At 60.8% G+C, this 16,871-nt stretch carries 15 protein-coding genes; 11 read left to right on the top strand and 4 right to left on the bottom strand.

Annotated features, from left to right (window positions below; genetic code table 11):
• Nucleotides 1-22: 22 nt before the first annotated feature.
• From CGA22_RS05605 to gcvH, 3 genes are all read left to right on the top strand, one after another.
• A complete protein-coding gene (locus CGA22_RS05605; RefSeq protein WP_041024465.1) occupies nucleotides 23-1,639 on the top strand; it encodes an ABC transporter permease in 1,617 nt (538 codons plus the stop codon).
• Between the two features lie 155 nt (nucleotides 1,640-1,794).
• Nucleotides 1,795-2,877 (top strand): glycine cleavage system aminomethyltransferase GcvT, encoded by a 1,083-nt coding sequence (gcvT, locus tag CGA22_RS05600; protein ID WP_041024464.1) that lies wholly within the window; start codon nucleotides 1,795-1,797, stop codon nucleotides 2,875-2,877.
• A gap of 52 nt (nucleotides 2,878-2,929) precedes the next feature.
• On the top strand, nucleotides 2,930-3,316 hold the full coding sequence (gcvH, locus tag CGA22_RS05595) for a glycine cleavage system protein GcvH (RefSeq protein ID WP_041024463.1): 387 nt from the start codon (nucleotides 2,930-2,932) through the stop codon (nucleotides 3,314-3,316).
• A gap of 162 nt (nucleotides 3,317-3,478) precedes the next feature.
• On the opposite strand, the gene CGA22_RS05590 is transcribed toward gcvH, so the two are convergent.
• The 3 genes from CGA22_RS05590 to CGA22_RS05580 form a co-directional block, all read right to left on the bottom strand.
• Nucleotides 3,479-3,799: a DUF2388 domain-containing protein gene (locus CGA22_RS05590; protein ID WP_173668678.1), complete on the bottom strand. Its 321-nt coding sequence runs from the start codon at nucleotides 3,797-3,799 to the stop codon at nucleotides 3,479-3,481.
• An 84-nt stretch (nucleotides 3,800-3,883) separates the two neighbouring features.
• Nucleotides 3,884-5,668: a GspE/PulE family protein gene (locus tag CGA22_RS05585; protein WP_041024462.1), complete on the bottom strand. Its 1,785-nt coding sequence runs from the start codon at nucleotides 5,666-5,668 to the stop codon at nucleotides 3,884-3,886.
• Between the two features lie 145 nt (nucleotides 5,669-5,813).
• Nucleotides 5,814-6,143, bottom strand: a complete 330-nt coding sequence (locus tag CGA22_RS05580) for a hypothetical protein (RefSeq protein ID WP_041024461.1) — start codon at nucleotides 6,141-6,143, stop codon at nucleotides 5,814-5,816.
• A gap of 125 nt (nucleotides 6,144-6,268) precedes the next feature.
• On the opposite strand from CGA22_RS05580, the gene CGA22_RS05575 reads away from it, so the two are divergent.
• A complete protein-coding gene (locus tag CGA22_RS05575; RefSeq protein WP_041024460.1) occupies nucleotides 6,269-6,739 on the top strand; it encodes an Lrp/AsnC family transcriptional regulator in 471 nt (156 codons plus the stop codon).
• 89 nt (nucleotides 6,740-6,828) lie between these two features.
• Here the strand turns inward: CGA22_RS05575 and CGA22_RS05570 are convergent, their stop codons facing one another.
• Complete coding sequence (locus CGA22_RS05570; RefSeq protein WP_041024459.1) at nucleotides 6,829-8,196, bottom strand: inorganic triphosphatase; 1,368 nt, start codon at nucleotides 8,194-8,196, stop codon at nucleotides 6,829-6,831.
• Between the two features lie 237 nt (nucleotides 8,197-8,433).
• On the opposite strand from CGA22_RS05570, the gene argE reads away from it, so the two are divergent.
• From argE to ssuD, 7 genes are all read left to right on the top strand, one after another.
• Nucleotides 8,434-9,594, top strand: coding sequence for an acetylornithine deacetylase (gene argE, locus CGA22_RS05565; protein ID WP_041024458.1), 1,161 nt, complete (start codon nucleotides 8,434-8,436; stop codon nucleotides 9,592-9,594).
• Nucleotides 9,595-9,726: 132 nt separating this feature from the next.
• Nucleotides 9,727-11,025: an amino-acid N-acetyltransferase gene (gene argA, locus CGA22_RS05560; protein WP_041024457.1), complete on the top strand. Its 1,299-nt coding sequence runs from the start codon at nucleotides 9,727-9,729 to the stop codon at nucleotides 11,023-11,025.
• 483 nt (nucleotides 11,026-11,508) lie between these two features.
• Nucleotides 11,509-12,825, top strand: a complete 1,317-nt coding sequence (locus CGA22_RS05555; protein WP_041024456.1) for an OprD family porin — start codon at nucleotides 11,509-11,511, stop codon at nucleotides 12,823-12,825.
• Nucleotides 12,826-13,109: 284 nt separating this feature from the next.
• Nucleotides 13,110-13,748, top strand: coding sequence for a peroxiredoxin (locus CGA22_RS05550; RefSeq protein WP_024780487.1), 639 nt, complete (start codon nucleotides 13,110-13,112; stop codon nucleotides 13,746-13,748).
• Between the two features lie 298 nt (nucleotides 13,749-14,046).
• Entirely contained in the window at nucleotides 14,047-14,640 is a 594-nt protein-coding gene (gene ssuE, locus CGA22_RS05545) for an NADPH-dependent FMN reductase (RefSeq protein ID WP_041024455.1), read from the top strand.
• Nucleotides 14,641-14,729: 89 nt separating this feature from the next.
• Nucleotides 14,730-15,695, top strand: a complete 966-nt coding sequence (locus CGA22_RS05540) for a sulfonate ABC transporter substrate-binding protein (protein ID WP_041024454.1) — start codon at nucleotides 14,730-14,732, stop codon at nucleotides 15,693-15,695.
• A 24-nt stretch (nucleotides 15,696-15,719) separates the two neighbouring features.
• Nucleotides 15,720-16,868: an FMNH2-dependent alkanesulfonate monooxygenase gene (gene ssuD / locus CGA22_RS05535; RefSeq protein ID WP_041024453.1), complete on the top strand. Its 1,149-nt coding sequence runs from the start codon at nucleotides 15,720-15,722 to the stop codon at nucleotides 16,866-16,868.
• Nucleotides 16,869-16,871: the final 3 nt, after the last annotated feature.

Raw genomic sequence — 16,871 nt, 5'->3', positions numbered from 1 at the left:
ATCCTTTGAACGAGCGCCTTCCTTGAGCCATCCCGCCCAACGCCGCTGGTACCCCCTGGTCTTCGCCATCGCCGCGCTGGTCCTGTTGCCCTTGAGTGTGCTGCTGCTGTCCTGGCAAAGCATCGATGTGCAAATCTGGTCCCACCTGTGGGAAACCCAGATGCCGCGCTTGCTGGGCAATACCCTGACGCTGATCGTGGGCGTGGGGCTAGGTGTGACGGTGCTGGGCGTCAGTCTGGCCTGGCTTACCAGTCTGTGTGAGTTTCCGGGCCGGCGTTGGCTCGACTGGGCGTTGATGTTGCCGTTCGCGATTCCGGCCTACGTGCTGGCGTTTGTCTTCGTGGGCCTGCTGGACTTTGCCGGCCCGGTGCAAACCCTGTTGCGTGACTGGTTCGGCAGTGGCCTGCGCATGCCCCGGGTCCGTTCCACCGGTGGGGTCATCCTGGTACTGGTCCTGGTTTTTTACCCTTACGTGTACCTGCTGGCGCGCAGCGCGTTCCTGGCCCAGGGCAAGGGTTTGATGGAGGCGGCTCGGGTACTCGGGCAATCACCGTGGCAGGCGTTCTGGCGGGTGGCATTACCGATGGCCCGTCCGGCCATTGGGGCGGGCGTGGCGCTGGCGTTGATGGAAACCCTGGCGGATTTCGGGGCGGTGTCGGTGTTCAACTTCGACACCTTCACCACTGCCATCTACAAGACCTGGTACGGCTTCTTCAGCCTCTCCAGTGCTGCTCAATTGGCCAGCCTGTTGTTGCTGGCGGTGATGCTGGTGCTCTATGGCGAACGCCGTGCCCGGGGCGCCCAGCGGGCCAGTAACGAACGGCCCAGGGTCAAGGCCTTGTACGCCTTGCGCGGCCTCAAGGCAGCGGCGGCCAGCGGTTGGTGCCTGCTGGTATTCGCCTGTGCATTTGTCATCCCGGTCTTGCAACTGGTGGTGTGGTTTTGGCAGCGCGGCCGTTTCGATCTGGATGAGCGCTATGCCGGGTTGATTATCCACACCCTTTACCTGGGGGGGCTGGCGGCGCTTGCCACCGTTTGCGTGGCCTTGTTGCTGGCTTTCGCCCGGCGCCTGGCCCCGACCCGGGCCATTCGCGCCGGCGTGGGGCTGGCGAACCTGGGATATGCCTTGCCTGGCTCGGTGCTGGCGGTGTCGATCATGCTTGCGTTCAGCTACTTGGACCGTGAACTGGTTATCCCGCTGTCGACCTGGCTCGGCGGCGCGGGCAAGCCCCTGCTGCTGGGCAGCCTGTCGGCCCTGTTGCTGGCCTATCTGGTGCGTTTCCTGGCCGTGGCGTACGGGCCTCTGGAAAGCAGCCTAGGACGAATCCGCCCGTCGTTGCCTGAAGCCGCACGCAGTCTCGGTGTCAGTGGGCCGCGACTGTTTTTCAAAGTGTATCTGCCGCTGCTGTTGCCCGGCACCCTGAGCGCCGCGTTGCTGGTGTTCGTGGACGTGCTCAAGGAAATGCCCGCGACCCTGCTCATGCGTCCGTTCGGCTGGGACACGCTGGCGGTGCGGATCTTCGAAATGACCAGCGAAGGGGAGTGGGCCCGGGCCGCGTTGCCAGCGCTGACGTTGGTACTGGTGGGGTTGTTGCCGGTCATCGGATTGATACGACGTTCGGCCCATCGAAACAGCTAGGTGCCAGTCCTACCTCATGCGGCTACAATGCGCGGCATTCGGTGCGGTCCGTCTGTCGGACCGGACAACTGAGAGCGTCAGAAAACTCCTTTTTTCAGACGCTCGCGCTACGCAGTGTCCATCCGCACCTTCGCCAAGCCCGGAAGGAGAAACCCATGGGACAGCGTACGCCTCTGTATGACCTTCATCTCGCCCTTGGCGCGAAGATGGTCGATTTTGGCGGTTGGGATATGCCTCTGCATTACGGCTCGCAAGTCGAAGAGCACCACCAGGTGCGTCGCGACTGCGGTGTGTTCGATGTATCCCACATGACGGTGATCGATGTCGCCGGTATCCAGGCCAAGGCCTGGCTGCAGCGCTTGCTCGCCAACGACGTCGACCGCTTGCGGGACACGGGAAGTGCCCTCTACAGTGCCATGCTCAATGAGCAGGGCGGCATCGTCGACGACATGATTGTCTACCGCGTCGACGACGGTTACCGGCTGGTCTTCAACGCCTCGACCCGGGATCAGGATCTGGCCTGGATGCAGGCGCAGCTTGGGGAGTACGACGTGCAACTGCGCGAGCGTCCCGAACTGGCGATGCTGGCCATCCAGGGACCCCAGGCCCGACACAAGATTGCCGAGCTGGTCTCGCAATCGCGCGGTCAGTTGATCCAGCAGCTCAAGCCCTTCGAAGGCCGTGCCGACGGTGACTGGTTCATTGCGCGCACGGGCTATACCGGTGAAGACGGCCTGGAGATTGTCCTGCCCGCCCACGAGGCGCCGAGCTTTTTCAATGATCTGGTGGGGGCGGGCATTTCCCCCATTGGCCTCGGTGCTCGCGATACCTTGCGGCTGGAGGCTGGCATGAACCTCTACGGCCAGGACATCCACCAGGACATTTCCCCGCTGGCCTCGAACATGGCCTGGAGCATTGCCTGGGAGCCGGCGAGCCGTCAGTTCATCGGGCGCAGCGCGCTGGAAGCCGAGTTGGCGGGGGGCGTGCAACACAAACTGGTTGGCCTGGTGCTGGAAGAGCGCGGCGTCTTGCGCGCCCATCAGGTGGTTCGCATTGCCGATGTGGGCGAAGGTGAGATCACCAGTGGCAGTTTTTCTCCTACGCTTAGCAAGTCAATCGCCCTGGCACGTGTTCCGATGGCTACCGCCGACCGTGCCGAGGTGGAAATTCGTGGTAAGTGGTACCCGGTACGGGTGGTCAAACCGACCTTCGTCCGCCATGGCAAGACCCTGATTTAACCTTTCACGGCGGGCCGCTGGCCGCTGACACTTTCTCTTGAGGACACAGAATATGAGTGATATCCCTGCCGAACTGCGTTTTGCCGAAAGTCATGAGTGGGCGCGTCTGGAAACTGACGGGAGCATCACCGTAGGCATCTCCGACCATGCCCAGGAAGCGCTGGGTGATGTGGTGTTCGTCGAGCTGCCGGAAATCGGTAAGGTTTTTAAAGCCACTGACGCCGCAGGAGTGGTGGAGTCGGTGAAGGCCGCTTCTGACATTTATGCGCCAGTTGGCGGTGAAGTGATCGCTGTCAACGAAGAGCTGGCCGGTTCGCCGGAGCTGTTGAACTCCGAGCCGTACAGCGCCTGGATCTTCAAGCTCAAGCCTTCCGATGCCGCTGCTGACCTCGGCAAGTTGCTTGATGCGGCTGGCTACAAGGCTGCCATCGGCGAATGATGAACAGCTAATGTGGAAGCGAGCTTGCTCGCGATGGCGGTTCGTCAGTCAGCATGAATATTGCTGACTTGCCGCTATCGCGAGCAGGCTCGCTCCCACAAGAGATGACTTGCAAGGCAAAAAAATGCCGCTCGATCGAGCGGCATTTTTCATGGGGCTGGATCAGTCCTGGGCGACGGCGTTTTTTGCCAGGATCGCGTTGGCCAGTTCCATGTCGGTGGCCTGCAGGCCTGGGTTATCGGCACGGACCTTCTGCATCGCGGCTTCCAGGTATGGGCCGCGGATGTTGCCGTCACTGGCGACAAAGCTGCCGGCGTCGTCCTGAGCGGCAACGATCAGTTTGTGATCCTTGAAAGTCAGATAGGTGGAACCGGTGGTTGCACCGGATGAGATGACGTTACGCCAAAACGTGTCGGCCATTGCCGAGCCAACAGGAAGAGAAAGCAAGGCTAGGGTAGCGACAGCAAGTTTGAGACGCATGATGGTGACTCCACTGGGTTAACTATGACTTTGGATTACCTGCGCCTGGATTCAGTTCCGTGACTTACCGGTCAAGCATCACCGGGTTCACTTGTGCTCGCTTTGCGGTGTTACCCGCAACACCTCCTCTACAGTCGTCAGCCCGGCGGCGATTTTCTGTGCGCCTGACAGCCGCAGGCTGCGCATGCCTTCCTTGAAGGCCTGGCGGCGTACTGCCAGCAGATCGGTGTCGGCATGGATCAGTCCCTTGATGCTGTCACTCAGTTGAAGTATTTCGTACACCCCGGCGCGTCCGCGATAACCGGTATCACGGCACTCCAGGCAACCGACGGCTTGTTGGGCATTGCTCGGCAACGGGGCCTGCCAGGGCCGGGTCAGGGTTTGCCAGTCGTCCTCGTCCAGGGTCAGGGGCGCCTTGCAATGAGGGCACAGCGTGCGCACCAGGCGCTGGGCCATGATCCCGAGGACCGTGGCCTTGATCAGATAGTGGGGCACGCCGAGCTCAAGCAGGCGACTGATGGCGCTCGGTGCATCATTGGTATGCAACGTCGAGAGCACAAGGTGTCCGGTGAGTGCCGCCTGGATCGCCATCTCGGCGGTTTCCAGGTCACGGATTTCGCCGATCATGATGATGTCCGGGTCCTGCCGCATGAGCGCCCGCACGCCGGCGGCGAAACTCAGGTCGATGTTGTGCTGAACCTGCATCTGGTTGAAGGACGACTCGACCATTTCGATCGGGTCCTCGATGGTGCAGAGGTTCACCTCCGGCGTCGCCAGTTTTTTCAGGGTGGTGTAGAGGGTGGTGGTCTTGCCGGAGCCGGTAGGACCGGTCACCAGGATGATGCCATTGGGCTGGCGCGTCATGTCCTGCCAGCGGCGCAGGTCGTCGGCGGAGAAGCCGAGCTGGTCGAAATCCTTGAGCAGGACTTCGGGGTCGAAGATCCGCATGACCATTTTTTCGCCGAACGCCGTGGGCAATGTCGACAGGCGCAACTCCACTTCGTTACCGTCCGGGGTCTTGGTCTTGACCCGGCCGTCCTGGGGTTTGCGTTTTTCCGCGACGTTCATCCGTCCCAGGTTCTTCAGGCGACTGATGATCGCCATCGTCACCTGGGGCGGGAACTGATAAACGGTATGCAGCACGCCGTCGATGCGAAACCGCACCGTGCCCTGCTCGCGACGCGGCTCGATGTGGATGTCACTGGCGCGCTGCTGGAAGGCGTACTGGAACAGCCAGTCGACGATATTGACGATATGCGCATCGTTGGCGTCCGGCTCCTGGTCGCTGGCCCCCAGGTTGAGCAACTGTTCGAAGTTGCTGAGGTTGCTCGGCTGCTGTTCGGTCGTGGTGGCGCCGCTGACCGATTTGGCGAGGCGATAGAACTCCACGCTCAGGCGCTGGATGTCCACGGGGTTGGCGACCACACGCTTGATTGGCAGCTTGAGCACATGGGTCAGGTCCGATTCCCAACTGCTGACGTACGGTTGGGCGCTGGCGATGGTGACGGCGTCGCGATCGACTGCCACCGCCAGGATCTTGTGGCGCTGGGCAAAGGCATAGGACATTAGTGGCGTAACGGCGGCGACATTGATCTTCAGCGGGTCGATGCGCATGTACGGTTGACCGGCCTGCTGGGACAACCACAGGGTCAGGCTCTCCAGGTCCAGGCGCTTGCCGGGGCGGCTGAGATCGTCCAGATGCTGGTTGGCGATGAACTCCAGCGGGTGCAACTGGCTGTTGGTGTTGTGGCGTCGCCGGGCATTGAGCGCGGTTTCGGCCGAGTCCTGGCTGATGAAGCCTTGGGTGACCAGTTGGCGCAGCAGGTCATTGAGGTCCAGCCAGCGGTCCTGAGTGGCGTGTTTGGTGGACATGCGGGTTCCTATTGGACAATTGCAGCAAAGCCGCGATACAGACGCTTGCGCGTCCTGAGTCGGTCTGCAAAAGCATAGTCCCGACCCTATGAACCGTTGGGCCACTACCCGACCAATGCGTTTCGAATTCTTGCATTTGTGCCCTTCAAGCGGTCGCCTGGACTGGCTCAAGCCACGCGTCGTCAGTGTTCTGCAGGTCCACCGAGCACACGCTGATCAGGTTACGCAATTTTTCGGCGAGCACCTGGGCACGGTGCCAGCTCAGTCCTTCGATGAGGATCTCCATCACCAGCAGCTCATCCTGGCGTTCGACGTGAACCTGCTCCGGCATCAGGCCCTGCAGGGCGAACAGATTCAGGGCCCGGCAGAGCAAATCGGCTTCGGCTTCGGCCAGCAACCGGTATTGCACGCGGCAATGGGCATTGGCGGTGTGCCAGACATCGGCGCGAGGGGCGACGGCTTCGAATGTGAGCATGGACGGTCTCCTTGAGTGGAGAGAAATGTTTACATGCACGAAGGGGAATTTCTTATCTAAGATGCATGAATTAGCCGATTATCCGAATCGTTTTATTCTTTATTTAACTATTTACGGGTTTATTTATGCATAGCGAGCTGGACAGCTACGACCGCAGGATACTGGCGCTTCTGCAAGAGGACGCTTCGCTGTCCAGCGCGCAAATCGCGGAACAGGTGGGCCTGTCGCAGTCGCCGTGCTGGCGACGGATCCAGCGGATGAAGGAGGAGGGGATCATTCGCGGTCAGGTGACGCTGCTTGATCGCAAGAAAATCGGACTCAACACGCAGATATTCGCCGAAATCAAACTCAACGCCCACGGTCGTTCGAACTTCACCGAATTCACCGAGGCGATTCGCGGCTTTCCCGAGGTCCTGGAATGTTATGTGCTGATGGGGTCGGTGGATTTCCTGCTGCGCATCGTCACAGCGGACATCGAGGCGTATGAGCGATTCTTTTTCGAGAAGCTGTCGCTGGTGCCGGGGATACAGGAAGTGAACTCGATCGTGGCGCTTTCGGAGATCAAGTCCACGACGAGTTTGCCGGTGGTGCGCTGATTTTTGCTGTGTCTGTTCCGGCCCCATCGCGAGCAGGCTCGCTCCCACCTAGGAACTCTGTGGGAGCGAGCCTGCTCGCGATGGCGGCATTACAGACGCAAGAGCATCTTCCAGGCCCGATTCTGGTACACGGCAATCGCCTGATGCTTGCGTGCATCCAGGGCTTCGTCGGTAATGGGCTCGTTCGCCAGCTGCGCCAGTTTGTTCAGCTCACCGTAGAGGCGGTCCATCTCCGGTATCTCCAGCACCGCACGGGCGTGGTGCAGCCAGACCTGGATGCGCTCGATGCGTGGCAGTTGTTCGGCCAGGTCTTCCGGTTGCTGCTGGTAGCGTTGCAGCTGCAGGGACGAGGCTTCCTCGCCCAGCAGGCGTGGCAGCCAGCTGTTGAGTTGCGCCGCGCCCTGGCGATTGCCGCGGGTGTTGCGTTCGGTCGTCCAGCCGCGGGCCAGCAGCCAGCGCGAAGCGTTCAGGGAGAACAGGCCCCAACGCGGGTCCTGCAGCTCTTCAAGGAACTGCTCCGGCGCTGCCTTGCGCACGTCTTCGTCATCCAGGCCGGCCTGGACCAGTGGGCGCCAGTCTTCCAGCAGGGCATCGAGGGCGACGCGCAAGTCGTGGGTCGATTGGCGCGGCGCGGCCTGGCCGAGGCTGCTGAGCAAGGCACGCAGTTCGGCGAGGTTTTCGACCCAATCCAACAGCAGGCGCCAGTGGCCGTTGAACCGATATTGCTCGGCCAGGCGTTGGCTGCTGCCCAGCAAATGCCAGCTCAGTGCGGCGAAGGCTTCGTCCAGCGGCATCTCGGCGGTCAATTGCGGGGCGGGCAGGCTCAAGGCGTAGCTGCTTGCATCGTGCAGGCGGTAACCACGTTCGGCCTTGCTGATGTCGCAGGGCATCAAGGGTAGGGTCGCGGCCAGTTCGGCGGCCAGTTCCAGCAGCGCGGCGGGCTCGCCTTCGCGCAGTTCCAGCTCCAGTTCGCAGATTTCTTCCTTCTGCTTGCCGACCACGACATGCCCCAGGTCCAGCGCGGCTTCGATGACCACTTTGCTTTTGCCGCGACCCCAGGCGATTTCGGCGCGTTCGCGGACGAAATCCGTGGTGAAGATGGCCTTGAGGGTTTTCTTGTCCAGTTCGGCCAAGGCCTCGGGCCAGCATTCGCCGTCGAGCTTCTTCAGGTCCAACTTGGCCTTGGGCAGGTGCCAGTCGTATTCGTTGCGCTCGGACAGGCCGGCGATGCTCTGGCCACGGGTCTTGAGGGTCTGGATCACCTCTTCACCGTCGCGGCGCAGGCGCAGGGCGACCTTGGCCCGGGCCAGGTCACGCTCGGGCGTGTCGAAATACTGGTTCATCAGCTCACGACGTTCCCAGCCGCCTTTATTGCGTTTTTTCAGCAGAGGATGCTCGCGCAAGGCTGCCAGGGTCTCGCGGCTGACGCGGAGTTTGATTTCGGTTTCTTTCTGCATGGCCGGAAAATCCAGGGATCGGGTGCGCAGCCGGGGAAGGTGTGGCTGCCAAGGCCGTGCAGTGTACAGGAGTCCTCCGTCCTACGCGCCGCGACGAGTCATAGCCCGCTATGGCGAGGAGCGGCAACGCGGCATGACGGCAACGGACACCGTCAAAAAAGAACAGTATTTGTGATACAGGACACCAGCACCGGATGGTTCTATGATGGGTGTCAATTTGTGAGTCCGGAGCCAGCGATGCCTTTGCCGTCCATGAAAGATCAGTTCGCTGCCCTGATCGCCGCGCCTTCGGTCAGTTGCACGCAGCCTGGGCTGGACCAGTCCAACAGCGCCGTGATCGAGCTGCTGGCGGGCTGGCTTGGCGACCTCGGGTTCTCCTGTGATATCCAGCAGGTCAGCCCCGGCAAATTCAACCTGCTGGCGAGTTTCGGCAGTGGCCCCGGCGGCCTGGTGCTGGCCGGGCACAGCGACACGGTACCGTTCGACGGTGCCTTGTGGCAGACCGACCCGTTGAAGCTCACCGAAGTCGATGGACGCTGGGTCGGACTGGGCAGTTGCGACATGAAAGGCTTTTTCGCCCTGGCCATCGAAGCGCTCAAGCCACTGCTGGAACAGCCGTTCAAGCAACCGTTGCTGATCCTCGCCACCTGCGACGAGGAAAGCTCCATGGCCGGTGCCCGTGCACTGGCCGAGGCCGGACGTCCCTTGGGGCGCGCAGCCGTCATCGGTGAGCCGACCGGCCTGCGGCCGATTCGCCTGCACAAAGGCGTGATGATGGAGCGCATCGACATTCTCGGGCGCAGCGGTCACTCCTCCGACCCGAGCCTGGGTCATAGCGCCCTTGAAGCCATGCACGACGCCATGGGCGAACTGCGCGGCCTGCGCCTGCAATGGCAGCGTGAATTCCGTAACCCGCAGTTCACCGTGCCGCAACCGACCCTGAACTTCGGGTGTATCCACGGCGGCGACAACCCCAACCGGATCTGCGGCCAATGTTCCATGGAGTTCGACCTGCGTCCCTTGCCGGGTATGGATCCGCAGGTGTTGCGGGCGGCCATCCTGCAGAAGCTCAACCCCATCGCCGAGCGGCACAAGGTCAAGATCGACTATGCGCCGCTGTTCCCTGAAGTGCCGCCGTTCGAGCAGCCCGAGGACGCCGAACTGGTTCGCGTGGCCGAGCGACTCACCGGCCATCGTGCCGAAGCAGTGGCGTTCGGCACCGAAGCGCCTTATCTTCAGCGCCTCGGTTGTGAAACCCTGGTGCTGGGCCCTGGCGATATTGCCTGTGCCCACCAGCCGGGCGAACACCTTGAAATGTCACGTCTGCAACCTACCGTGCAATTGTTGCGGCAGTTGATCGAACACTATTGCCTGACACCGGCCACTGCCGGCTACTAGATCGCCCCTACCCGGGCCCATGTTCAAGAGGAGAGCGCGCGTGTCGCCAAGCCTGTTCCGACGATAACCATCAGCCTGCTGTGCGTTCCGTTTCGTCTTTTTTCGGCTGTTATTTATTACAGGTCCAGGTTCATGCCCGAATACGTCAATTGGCTTCGTCACGCTTCGCCCTATATCAATGCCCACCGCGACTGCACCTTCATCGTCATGCTGCCCGGCGACGGGGTGGAACACCCCAATTTCGGCAACATCGTCCATGACCTGGTGCTGCTGCACAGCCTCGGTGTGCGGCTGGTGCTGGTCCATGGTTCGCGCCCGCAGATCGAAACCCGTCTCGCCGCGCGGGGGCTGACCCCGCACTATCACCACGGCATGCGCATCACCGATGCCGCGACCCTGGAATGCGTGATCGACGCGGTTGGCCAGCTGCGCATTGCCATCGAGGCTCGCCTGTCGATGGACATGGCTTCTTCGCCGATGCAGGGCTCGCGGTTGCGGGTCGCCAGCGGCAACCTGGTCACCGCGAGACCCATCGGCGTGCTGGAAGGCGTGGACTATCACCACACCGGCGAAGTGCGCCGGGTCGACCGCAAGGGCATCAACCGCCTGCTGGACGAGCGTTCCATTGTCCTTCTGTCGCCGTTGGGCTATTCGCCCACCGGGGAAATCTTCAACCTCGCCTGTGAGGATGTTGCCACCCGGGCCGCCATCGACCTGGCGGCCGACAAGCTGCTGTTGTTCGGCGCCGAGCAGGGCTTGATCGGCGAGGACGGACGCCTGGTGCGCGAGTTGCGCCCACAGCAGGTCCCGGCCCATATGCAGCGCCTGGGCAGCGACTATCAGGCCGAACTGTTGGACGCTGCCGCCCAGGCCTGCCGTGGCGGCGTGGCTCGCAGTCACATTGTCAGCTACGCCGAAGACGGTGCGCTGCTGGCCGAGCTGTTCACCCGCGATGGCAGCGGTACGTTGGTCGCCCAGGAGCAATTCGAAGTGGTACGCGAAGCGGCCATTGAAGATGTCGGTGGCTTGCTGGACCTGATCAGTCCGCTGGAAGAGCAGGGCATCCTGGTGCGTCGCTCCCGCGAAGTGCTGGAGCGGGAAATCGAGCAGTTCAGTGTGGTCGAGCGCGAAGGCATGATCATCGCTTGCGCGGCGCTTTACCAGATCGCCGATTCGGACGCCGGGGAGCTGGCCTGCCTGGCGGTGAATCCTGAGTACCGACATGGTGGCCGGGGCGACGAGCTGCTGGAGCGGATCGAGACCCGTGCCCGCGCCAAAGGGCTCAAGACCCTGTTCGTGCTCACCACCCGTACCGCCCACTGGTTCCGTGAGCGGGGTTTCGAGCCCAGCAGTGTCGAGCGTCTGCCGGCGGCACGGGCGTCGCTGTACAACTATCAACGCAACTCGAAGATTTTCGAGAAGGCCCTGTAGGTCCCGTAATCCATGCGCCCCGTTTAGGGGCGATGGGTTGCACTTTTCTTGATTTCAAACAATAAGATTTTTGTCTCAAAACCTTCACAATTCTGGTCTATGCTGCTCCGGACGCATTGAGACAAGACATTGAGGCTCGCACTCCGAGCCTCGATATCCAAGTCCTCTGCCCTGAAAAAGTGCACAAAAAATAACCATTCAGTAATTCGCAGGCTGGCCGATATGCCAGTTCTGGAGTGAAGACGTGCTTATGGCACCTATATGTCCAAAACGACTGAAAACTTATGAAACAATTCTTTTTGGAATTATAAATAATCCATTATTCTTCCGCCCGGTGTCGTGGGGTTAGACCTTGGTCGTAGTCATAAATGGTTACGATTGACTTGTCGGTCACGGTCTGGCGCTAATCGCGCATCCGCGGATTCCGGACGTTCGATCCAGAACCAAAGAAACACAAGAATTAGAAAACGAGAGGAGCGAAGCATGAACAAGTCCACCTTGGCCCTGGCTGTGGCCGTTGGGGTTCTGGCGCAGCAGGCAGGCGCCGCCGGTTTTATCGAAGACAGCAAGGCGTCTGTCAGTTCTCGTACGCTGTACTTCAATAACGATAACCGCGATGGTAATGAGGATCTGCGCGAAACGGGCACCGGCCTCAAGTTCGACTACAAGTCCGGCTTCACGCAAGGCGTTGTGGGTTTCGGTATCGATGCTCAGGCGCTGGTGGGTATTCGTCTCGATGGAGGCCGGGGTCGTAACAATGGCTCCTACATGCCAAGCGATACCGATGGCTCGGCGGTACATGACTGGAGCCGTCTGTCGGGTAATGTGAAGGCTTTGTTCTCCAAAACCGAGGCTCATTTGGGTGGTGCACTGGCACCAAACCTGCCGATCCTGGTCGCCAACGACAGCCGTCTGCTGCCGCAGACCTTTGAAGGTGGCACCATCACCTCCAAGGAAATCGACAATGTGACCTTCAACGCCGGTCAGCTGGAACACGCTACCGGTCGTGCATCGAGCAACAGCACCGGTCTGGCGATCGCAGGTGGTACTGAAGACAGCAACCAGTTCCGCTTTGGCGGTGCCGATTGGAAGGTCACCAAAGACCTGACCCTGCAGTACTACTACGCCAACCTGCAGGATTACTACAAGCAGCACTTCCTGGGTGCGGTACACGTTTTCCCGATCAGCGAAGGCCAATCGTTCAAGACTGACCTGCGCTACTTCGACAGCAGTTCGGATGGCCGTAATGGCGACGCCGGCTATCGCTTCAACAACAACGGTGGCTATGCCAAAAAACCTGGCGAGGTCGATAACAAGACCTGGAGCGCCATGTTCACCTACACCCTGGGTGGCAGTGCTTTCCTGTTGGGTCACCAGCAAGTCGGTGATGACGGTGGCTTCGTCTACCTGAACCAGGGCAACGTGGTAAACAGCAACGGTCGTCCTGAAGGCGCTGGCGGTTCGAGCTTCTACCTGTTCACCGACAGCATGATCAACGGGTTTGTCCGTGCTGGTGAAAACACCACGTTCGGCCAGTACTCGTATGACTTCGCCTCGGCTGGTGTTCCAGGTCTGAAAGCGTCGATTGCCTACCTGCGTGGTGACGATGTCAAAACCGCCAGCGGTGGAAGTGACTACTCCGAGTGGGAACGTGACATGCGTGTGGATTACGTGATCCAGCAAGGCGCATTGAAAGGCTTCGGCACCACCCTGCGTCAGGGTACCTACCGCAGCAGCGGCGTGGGCGACAGCCAGGATCAGACCCGTCTGATCTTCAACTACACTTACAACTTCATGTAAGACGTAGAGCCGTAAAAAAGCCCCGTCCGGCACACGCCGGGCGGGGCTTTTGCGTTTTCGGGTCAGGCCCACCCCTGTAGCCCTCCTCGAAGCTTCTCCTCTTTACAGCAACTCGAGGCCTTCTCGAAACCTCGTCGAGGATGTTGAGCCCATAGGTACGTCAGGGCCAGTGAACAGTTTTTTATATTCACAAAAAATCTAGAGAGATCAATATTCATTCTTTTTAAAACCGCCGGAACCGAGGCACAGTCAGGCTCCACAAGATCTCATCCAGGAGCCACACCATGAGCCTCAGACTGGGCGACATCGCCCCTGACTTCGAACAGGAATCCAGCGCCGGCAAAATCCGTTTCCACGAATGGCTCGGCAACAGCTGGGGGGTGCTGTTTTCTCATCCGGCGGACTTTACGCCGGTCTGCACCACCGAGCTGGGCCTCACCGCCAAGCTCAAGGATGAATTCGCCAAGCGCGGTGTCAAGGCCATTGCCCTCTCGGTCGATCCGGTGGACTCGCACCACAAATGGATCGACGACATCAACGAAACCCAGAATACCGTCGTCAACTTCCCGATCCTGGCTGACGCCGATCGCAAGGTGTCGGACCTGTACGACCTGATCCACCCCAATGCCAGCGATACCTTGACCGTGCGTTCATTGTTCGTGATCGATCCGAACAAGAAGATTCGCCTGACCATTACCTATCCGGCCAGCACCGGGCGCAATTTCAACGAAATCCTGCGGGTGATCGATTCCTTGCAGTTGACCGACAACTATAAGGTTGCCACGCCGGCCAACTGGCAGGACGGTGATGAAGTGGTGATCGTGCCGTCGCTCAAGGATGAGGAAGAACTCAAGCAGCGCTTCCCCAAAGGTTATCGCGCCGTGAAGCCATACCTGCGCCTTACTCCGCAGCCCAATCGCTGACGCAAAACCTTTGTGGGAGCGTGCCTGCTCGCGATAGCCATGGATCAGCCATATTCATGCTGACTGACACGCCGCTATCGCGAGCAGGCTCGCTCCCACAGGTTCTCCACGCACCAAGGGTTTTGGCCGTTTCGACGGCCTTTTTTTATGCCTTGGAAAAAGATGTCTGCATATTTCTATATTGAATAACTAAATGAATAAATATGATTTATGGATATATGAAGGCCCTGCTATGGTTTGACCCATCCAGCGAGATCGCCCACTGCGATTCGCACAGAACGTTAAAGGAATGGCAGGCATGTTGGTCGTCTCACTCGGTGGCAGTCCCAGCCAGCGCTCCCGCTCCGGGGTACTGCTGGAACGCTCGCAGCGCTGGTTGCAGCAACACGGTGTGGAAGTGGTGAGCTATCAGGTGCGCGATTTTCCGGCCGAAGACCTGCTCCATGCCCGCTTCGACAGCCCAAAGGTCATCGACCTGCTCCAGCAGATCGAGAATGCCGATGGCTTGTTGATCGCCACCCCTGTCTACAAGGCGTCTTTTTCCGGTGCGTTGAAGACCGTGCTGGACCTGCTGCCTGAGCGCGCCCTGAGCCATAAGGTGGTGTTGCCCATGGCGACCGGCGGCAGTATCGCCCACATGCTGGCGGTGGATTACGCCCTCAAGCCGGTGCTGTCGGCGCTCAAGGCCCAGGAAATGCTCCAGGGGATTTTTGCCGAAGACAGCCAGATCGCCTATGGCGAAGGCAGCGCCCAAGCGCAGTTGGCGCCGGCACTGCAGCAACGGCTGAATGAGGCGCTGGAGCAGTTTTTCAGCGCCATGGCCCGTCGACCCAAGCCATTGGAGCCAAGCGTGTTGAACGAACGTCTGTTGAGTGCTCGCTGGAGCATCTGAACCCCCCATACCCTGATTCAACTCACCTTACTCAGCCGCCAACGGCCCAGCAGGTGCAGCCAAACCCCACAGCAAAAAGGAGAAGCGCCATGCGCTCTGTCATTTTGCGTCGCGGGCTGGTCGCTCTGTTTGCTGCGGCTGTGTCCTTCGGCGTCATTACCCAGGTTCAAGCCGAGACCTTGCGGATCGGTTATCAGAAATACGGCACCCTGGTGCTGCTCAAGGCCAAGGGCACGCTGGAAAAGCGCCTCGCCGCCCAAGGCGTGAACGTGCAATGGACCGAGTTCCCGGGCGGCCCGCAATTGCTTGAAGGGCTGAACGTCGGCTCCATCGATTTTGGCGTGACGGGTGAAACCCCTCCGGTGTTCGCCCAAGCCGCAGGTGCCGATCTACTCTATGTCGCCTACGAACCGCCGGCCCCCGACAGTGAGGCCATCCTGGTGCCCAAGGGCTCGCCGATCCAGTCGGTGCAGGACCTCAAGGGCAAGAAGGTCGCGCTGAACAAAGGCTCCAATGTCCATTACCTGCTGGTGCGGGCGCTGGAGGATGCCGGCCTCGCATATACCGATATCCAGACCGTGTTCCTGCCGCCGGCCGACGCCCGTGCCGCGTTCGAGCGGGGCAGCGTCGACGCCTGGGTGATCTGGGATCCGTACCAGGCCGCCGCCGAACAACAGTTGCAGGCGCGTACCCTGCGCGACGGCAAAGGCATCGTCGACAACCATCAGTTCTACCTCGCTACCCGAACCTATGCGCAGAAAAATCCCCAGGTCATCAGCGCCCTGGTGGAGGAAGTTCGCGCGGTGGGGGAATGGTCCAAGGCCAACCCCGAAGACGTGACCCGACAAGTGTCGCCACTGCTCGGCCTGCCTGAGCCGATCACTCTGACGTCGATGAAGCGCCAGGGGTTCGGGGCCCTGTTCCTCACGCCGGAAGTGGTCGCGGCGCAGCAGAAGATTGCCGACACCTTCTATCAACTCAAGCTGATTCCCAAGCCCCTGAGTATCCGGGACGTGATTTGGACGCCGCCGGCGGCCGTTGCGAACGCGCAGTAATTTGCCCCTTTAGGAGACCACTCCATGAGCCTCAATATTTTCTGGTTCCTGCCCACTCACGGCGATGGCCATTACCTGGGCACTGTCGAAGGCGCCCGCGCCGTTGATCACGGTTACTTGCAGCAGATTGCCCAGGCGGCGGATAGGCTGGGTTTCGGTGGCGTGCTGATTCCCACCGGACGTTCCTGCGAAGACTCCTGGCTGGTGGCCGCGTCGTTGATTCCGGTGACCCAGCGCCTGAAATTCCTCGTTGCCCTGCGCCCCGGGATCATTTCCCCGACAGTCGCGGCGCGCCAGGCCGCGACCCTGGACCGGTTGTCCGGCGGCCGGGCGCTGTTCAACCTGGTGACCGGCGGTGATCCGGAAGAACTGGCCGGTGATGGCCTGTTCCTGGATCACGAGGCGCGCTACCAGGCTTCGGTGGAGTTCACCCGCATCTGGCGCCGAGTGCTGGAAGGCGAAACCGTGGATTACGACGGCGAACACATCAGCGTGAAGGGCGCCAAGTTGCTCTATCCGCCCATCCAGCAACCGCGTCCGCCGCTGTATTTCGGCGGCTCATCGGAGGCGGCCCAGGACCTTGCTGCCGAGCAGGTTGAAATGGTGCTGACCTGGGGGGAGCCGCCCGCCGCCGTGGCAGAAAAGATCCAACAGGTGCGTGCCAAAGCCGCGAAGCTCGGCCGTACCGTGCGCTTCGGCATACGCCTGCATGTAATCGTGCGCGAAACCAATGCCGAAGCCTGGCAAGCCGCCGACCGGCTGATCTCCCATCTGGACGACGACACCATTGCCCGCGCCCAGGCTTCCCTGGCGCGCTTCGATTCGGTGGGCCAGCAACGCATGGCCGCACTACATGGGGGACGGCGTGACAAGCTGGAGGTCAGCCCCAACCTCTGGGCCGGCGTCGGACTGGTGCGTGGCGGTGCCGGTACGGCGCTGGTGGGCGATGGCCCGACGGTAGCTGCGCGGGTCAAGGAATACGCTGACCTGGGGATCGACACCTTTATTTTCTCCGGTTATCCACACCTCGAAGAGTCGTATCGCGTGGCGGAGTTGTTGTTTCCACACCTGGACGTGGAGCGCCCGGAGCAGCCGAAAAGCCAGGGCTACGTGAGCCCGTTCGGGGAAATGGTCGCCAATGACATTCTCCCCAAAGCCGCTTCCCAGAGCTGAGGC

The organism is Pseudomonas sp. PSB18, from assembly GCF_014596565.1.
Taxonomy (GTDB): Bacteria; Pseudomonadota; Gammaproteobacteria; order Pseudomonadales; family Pseudomonadaceae; genus Aquipseudomonas.
Note: the sequence above shows the minus strand (reverse complement) of the source record. Positions and strands in the feature narration are given on the sequence as shown.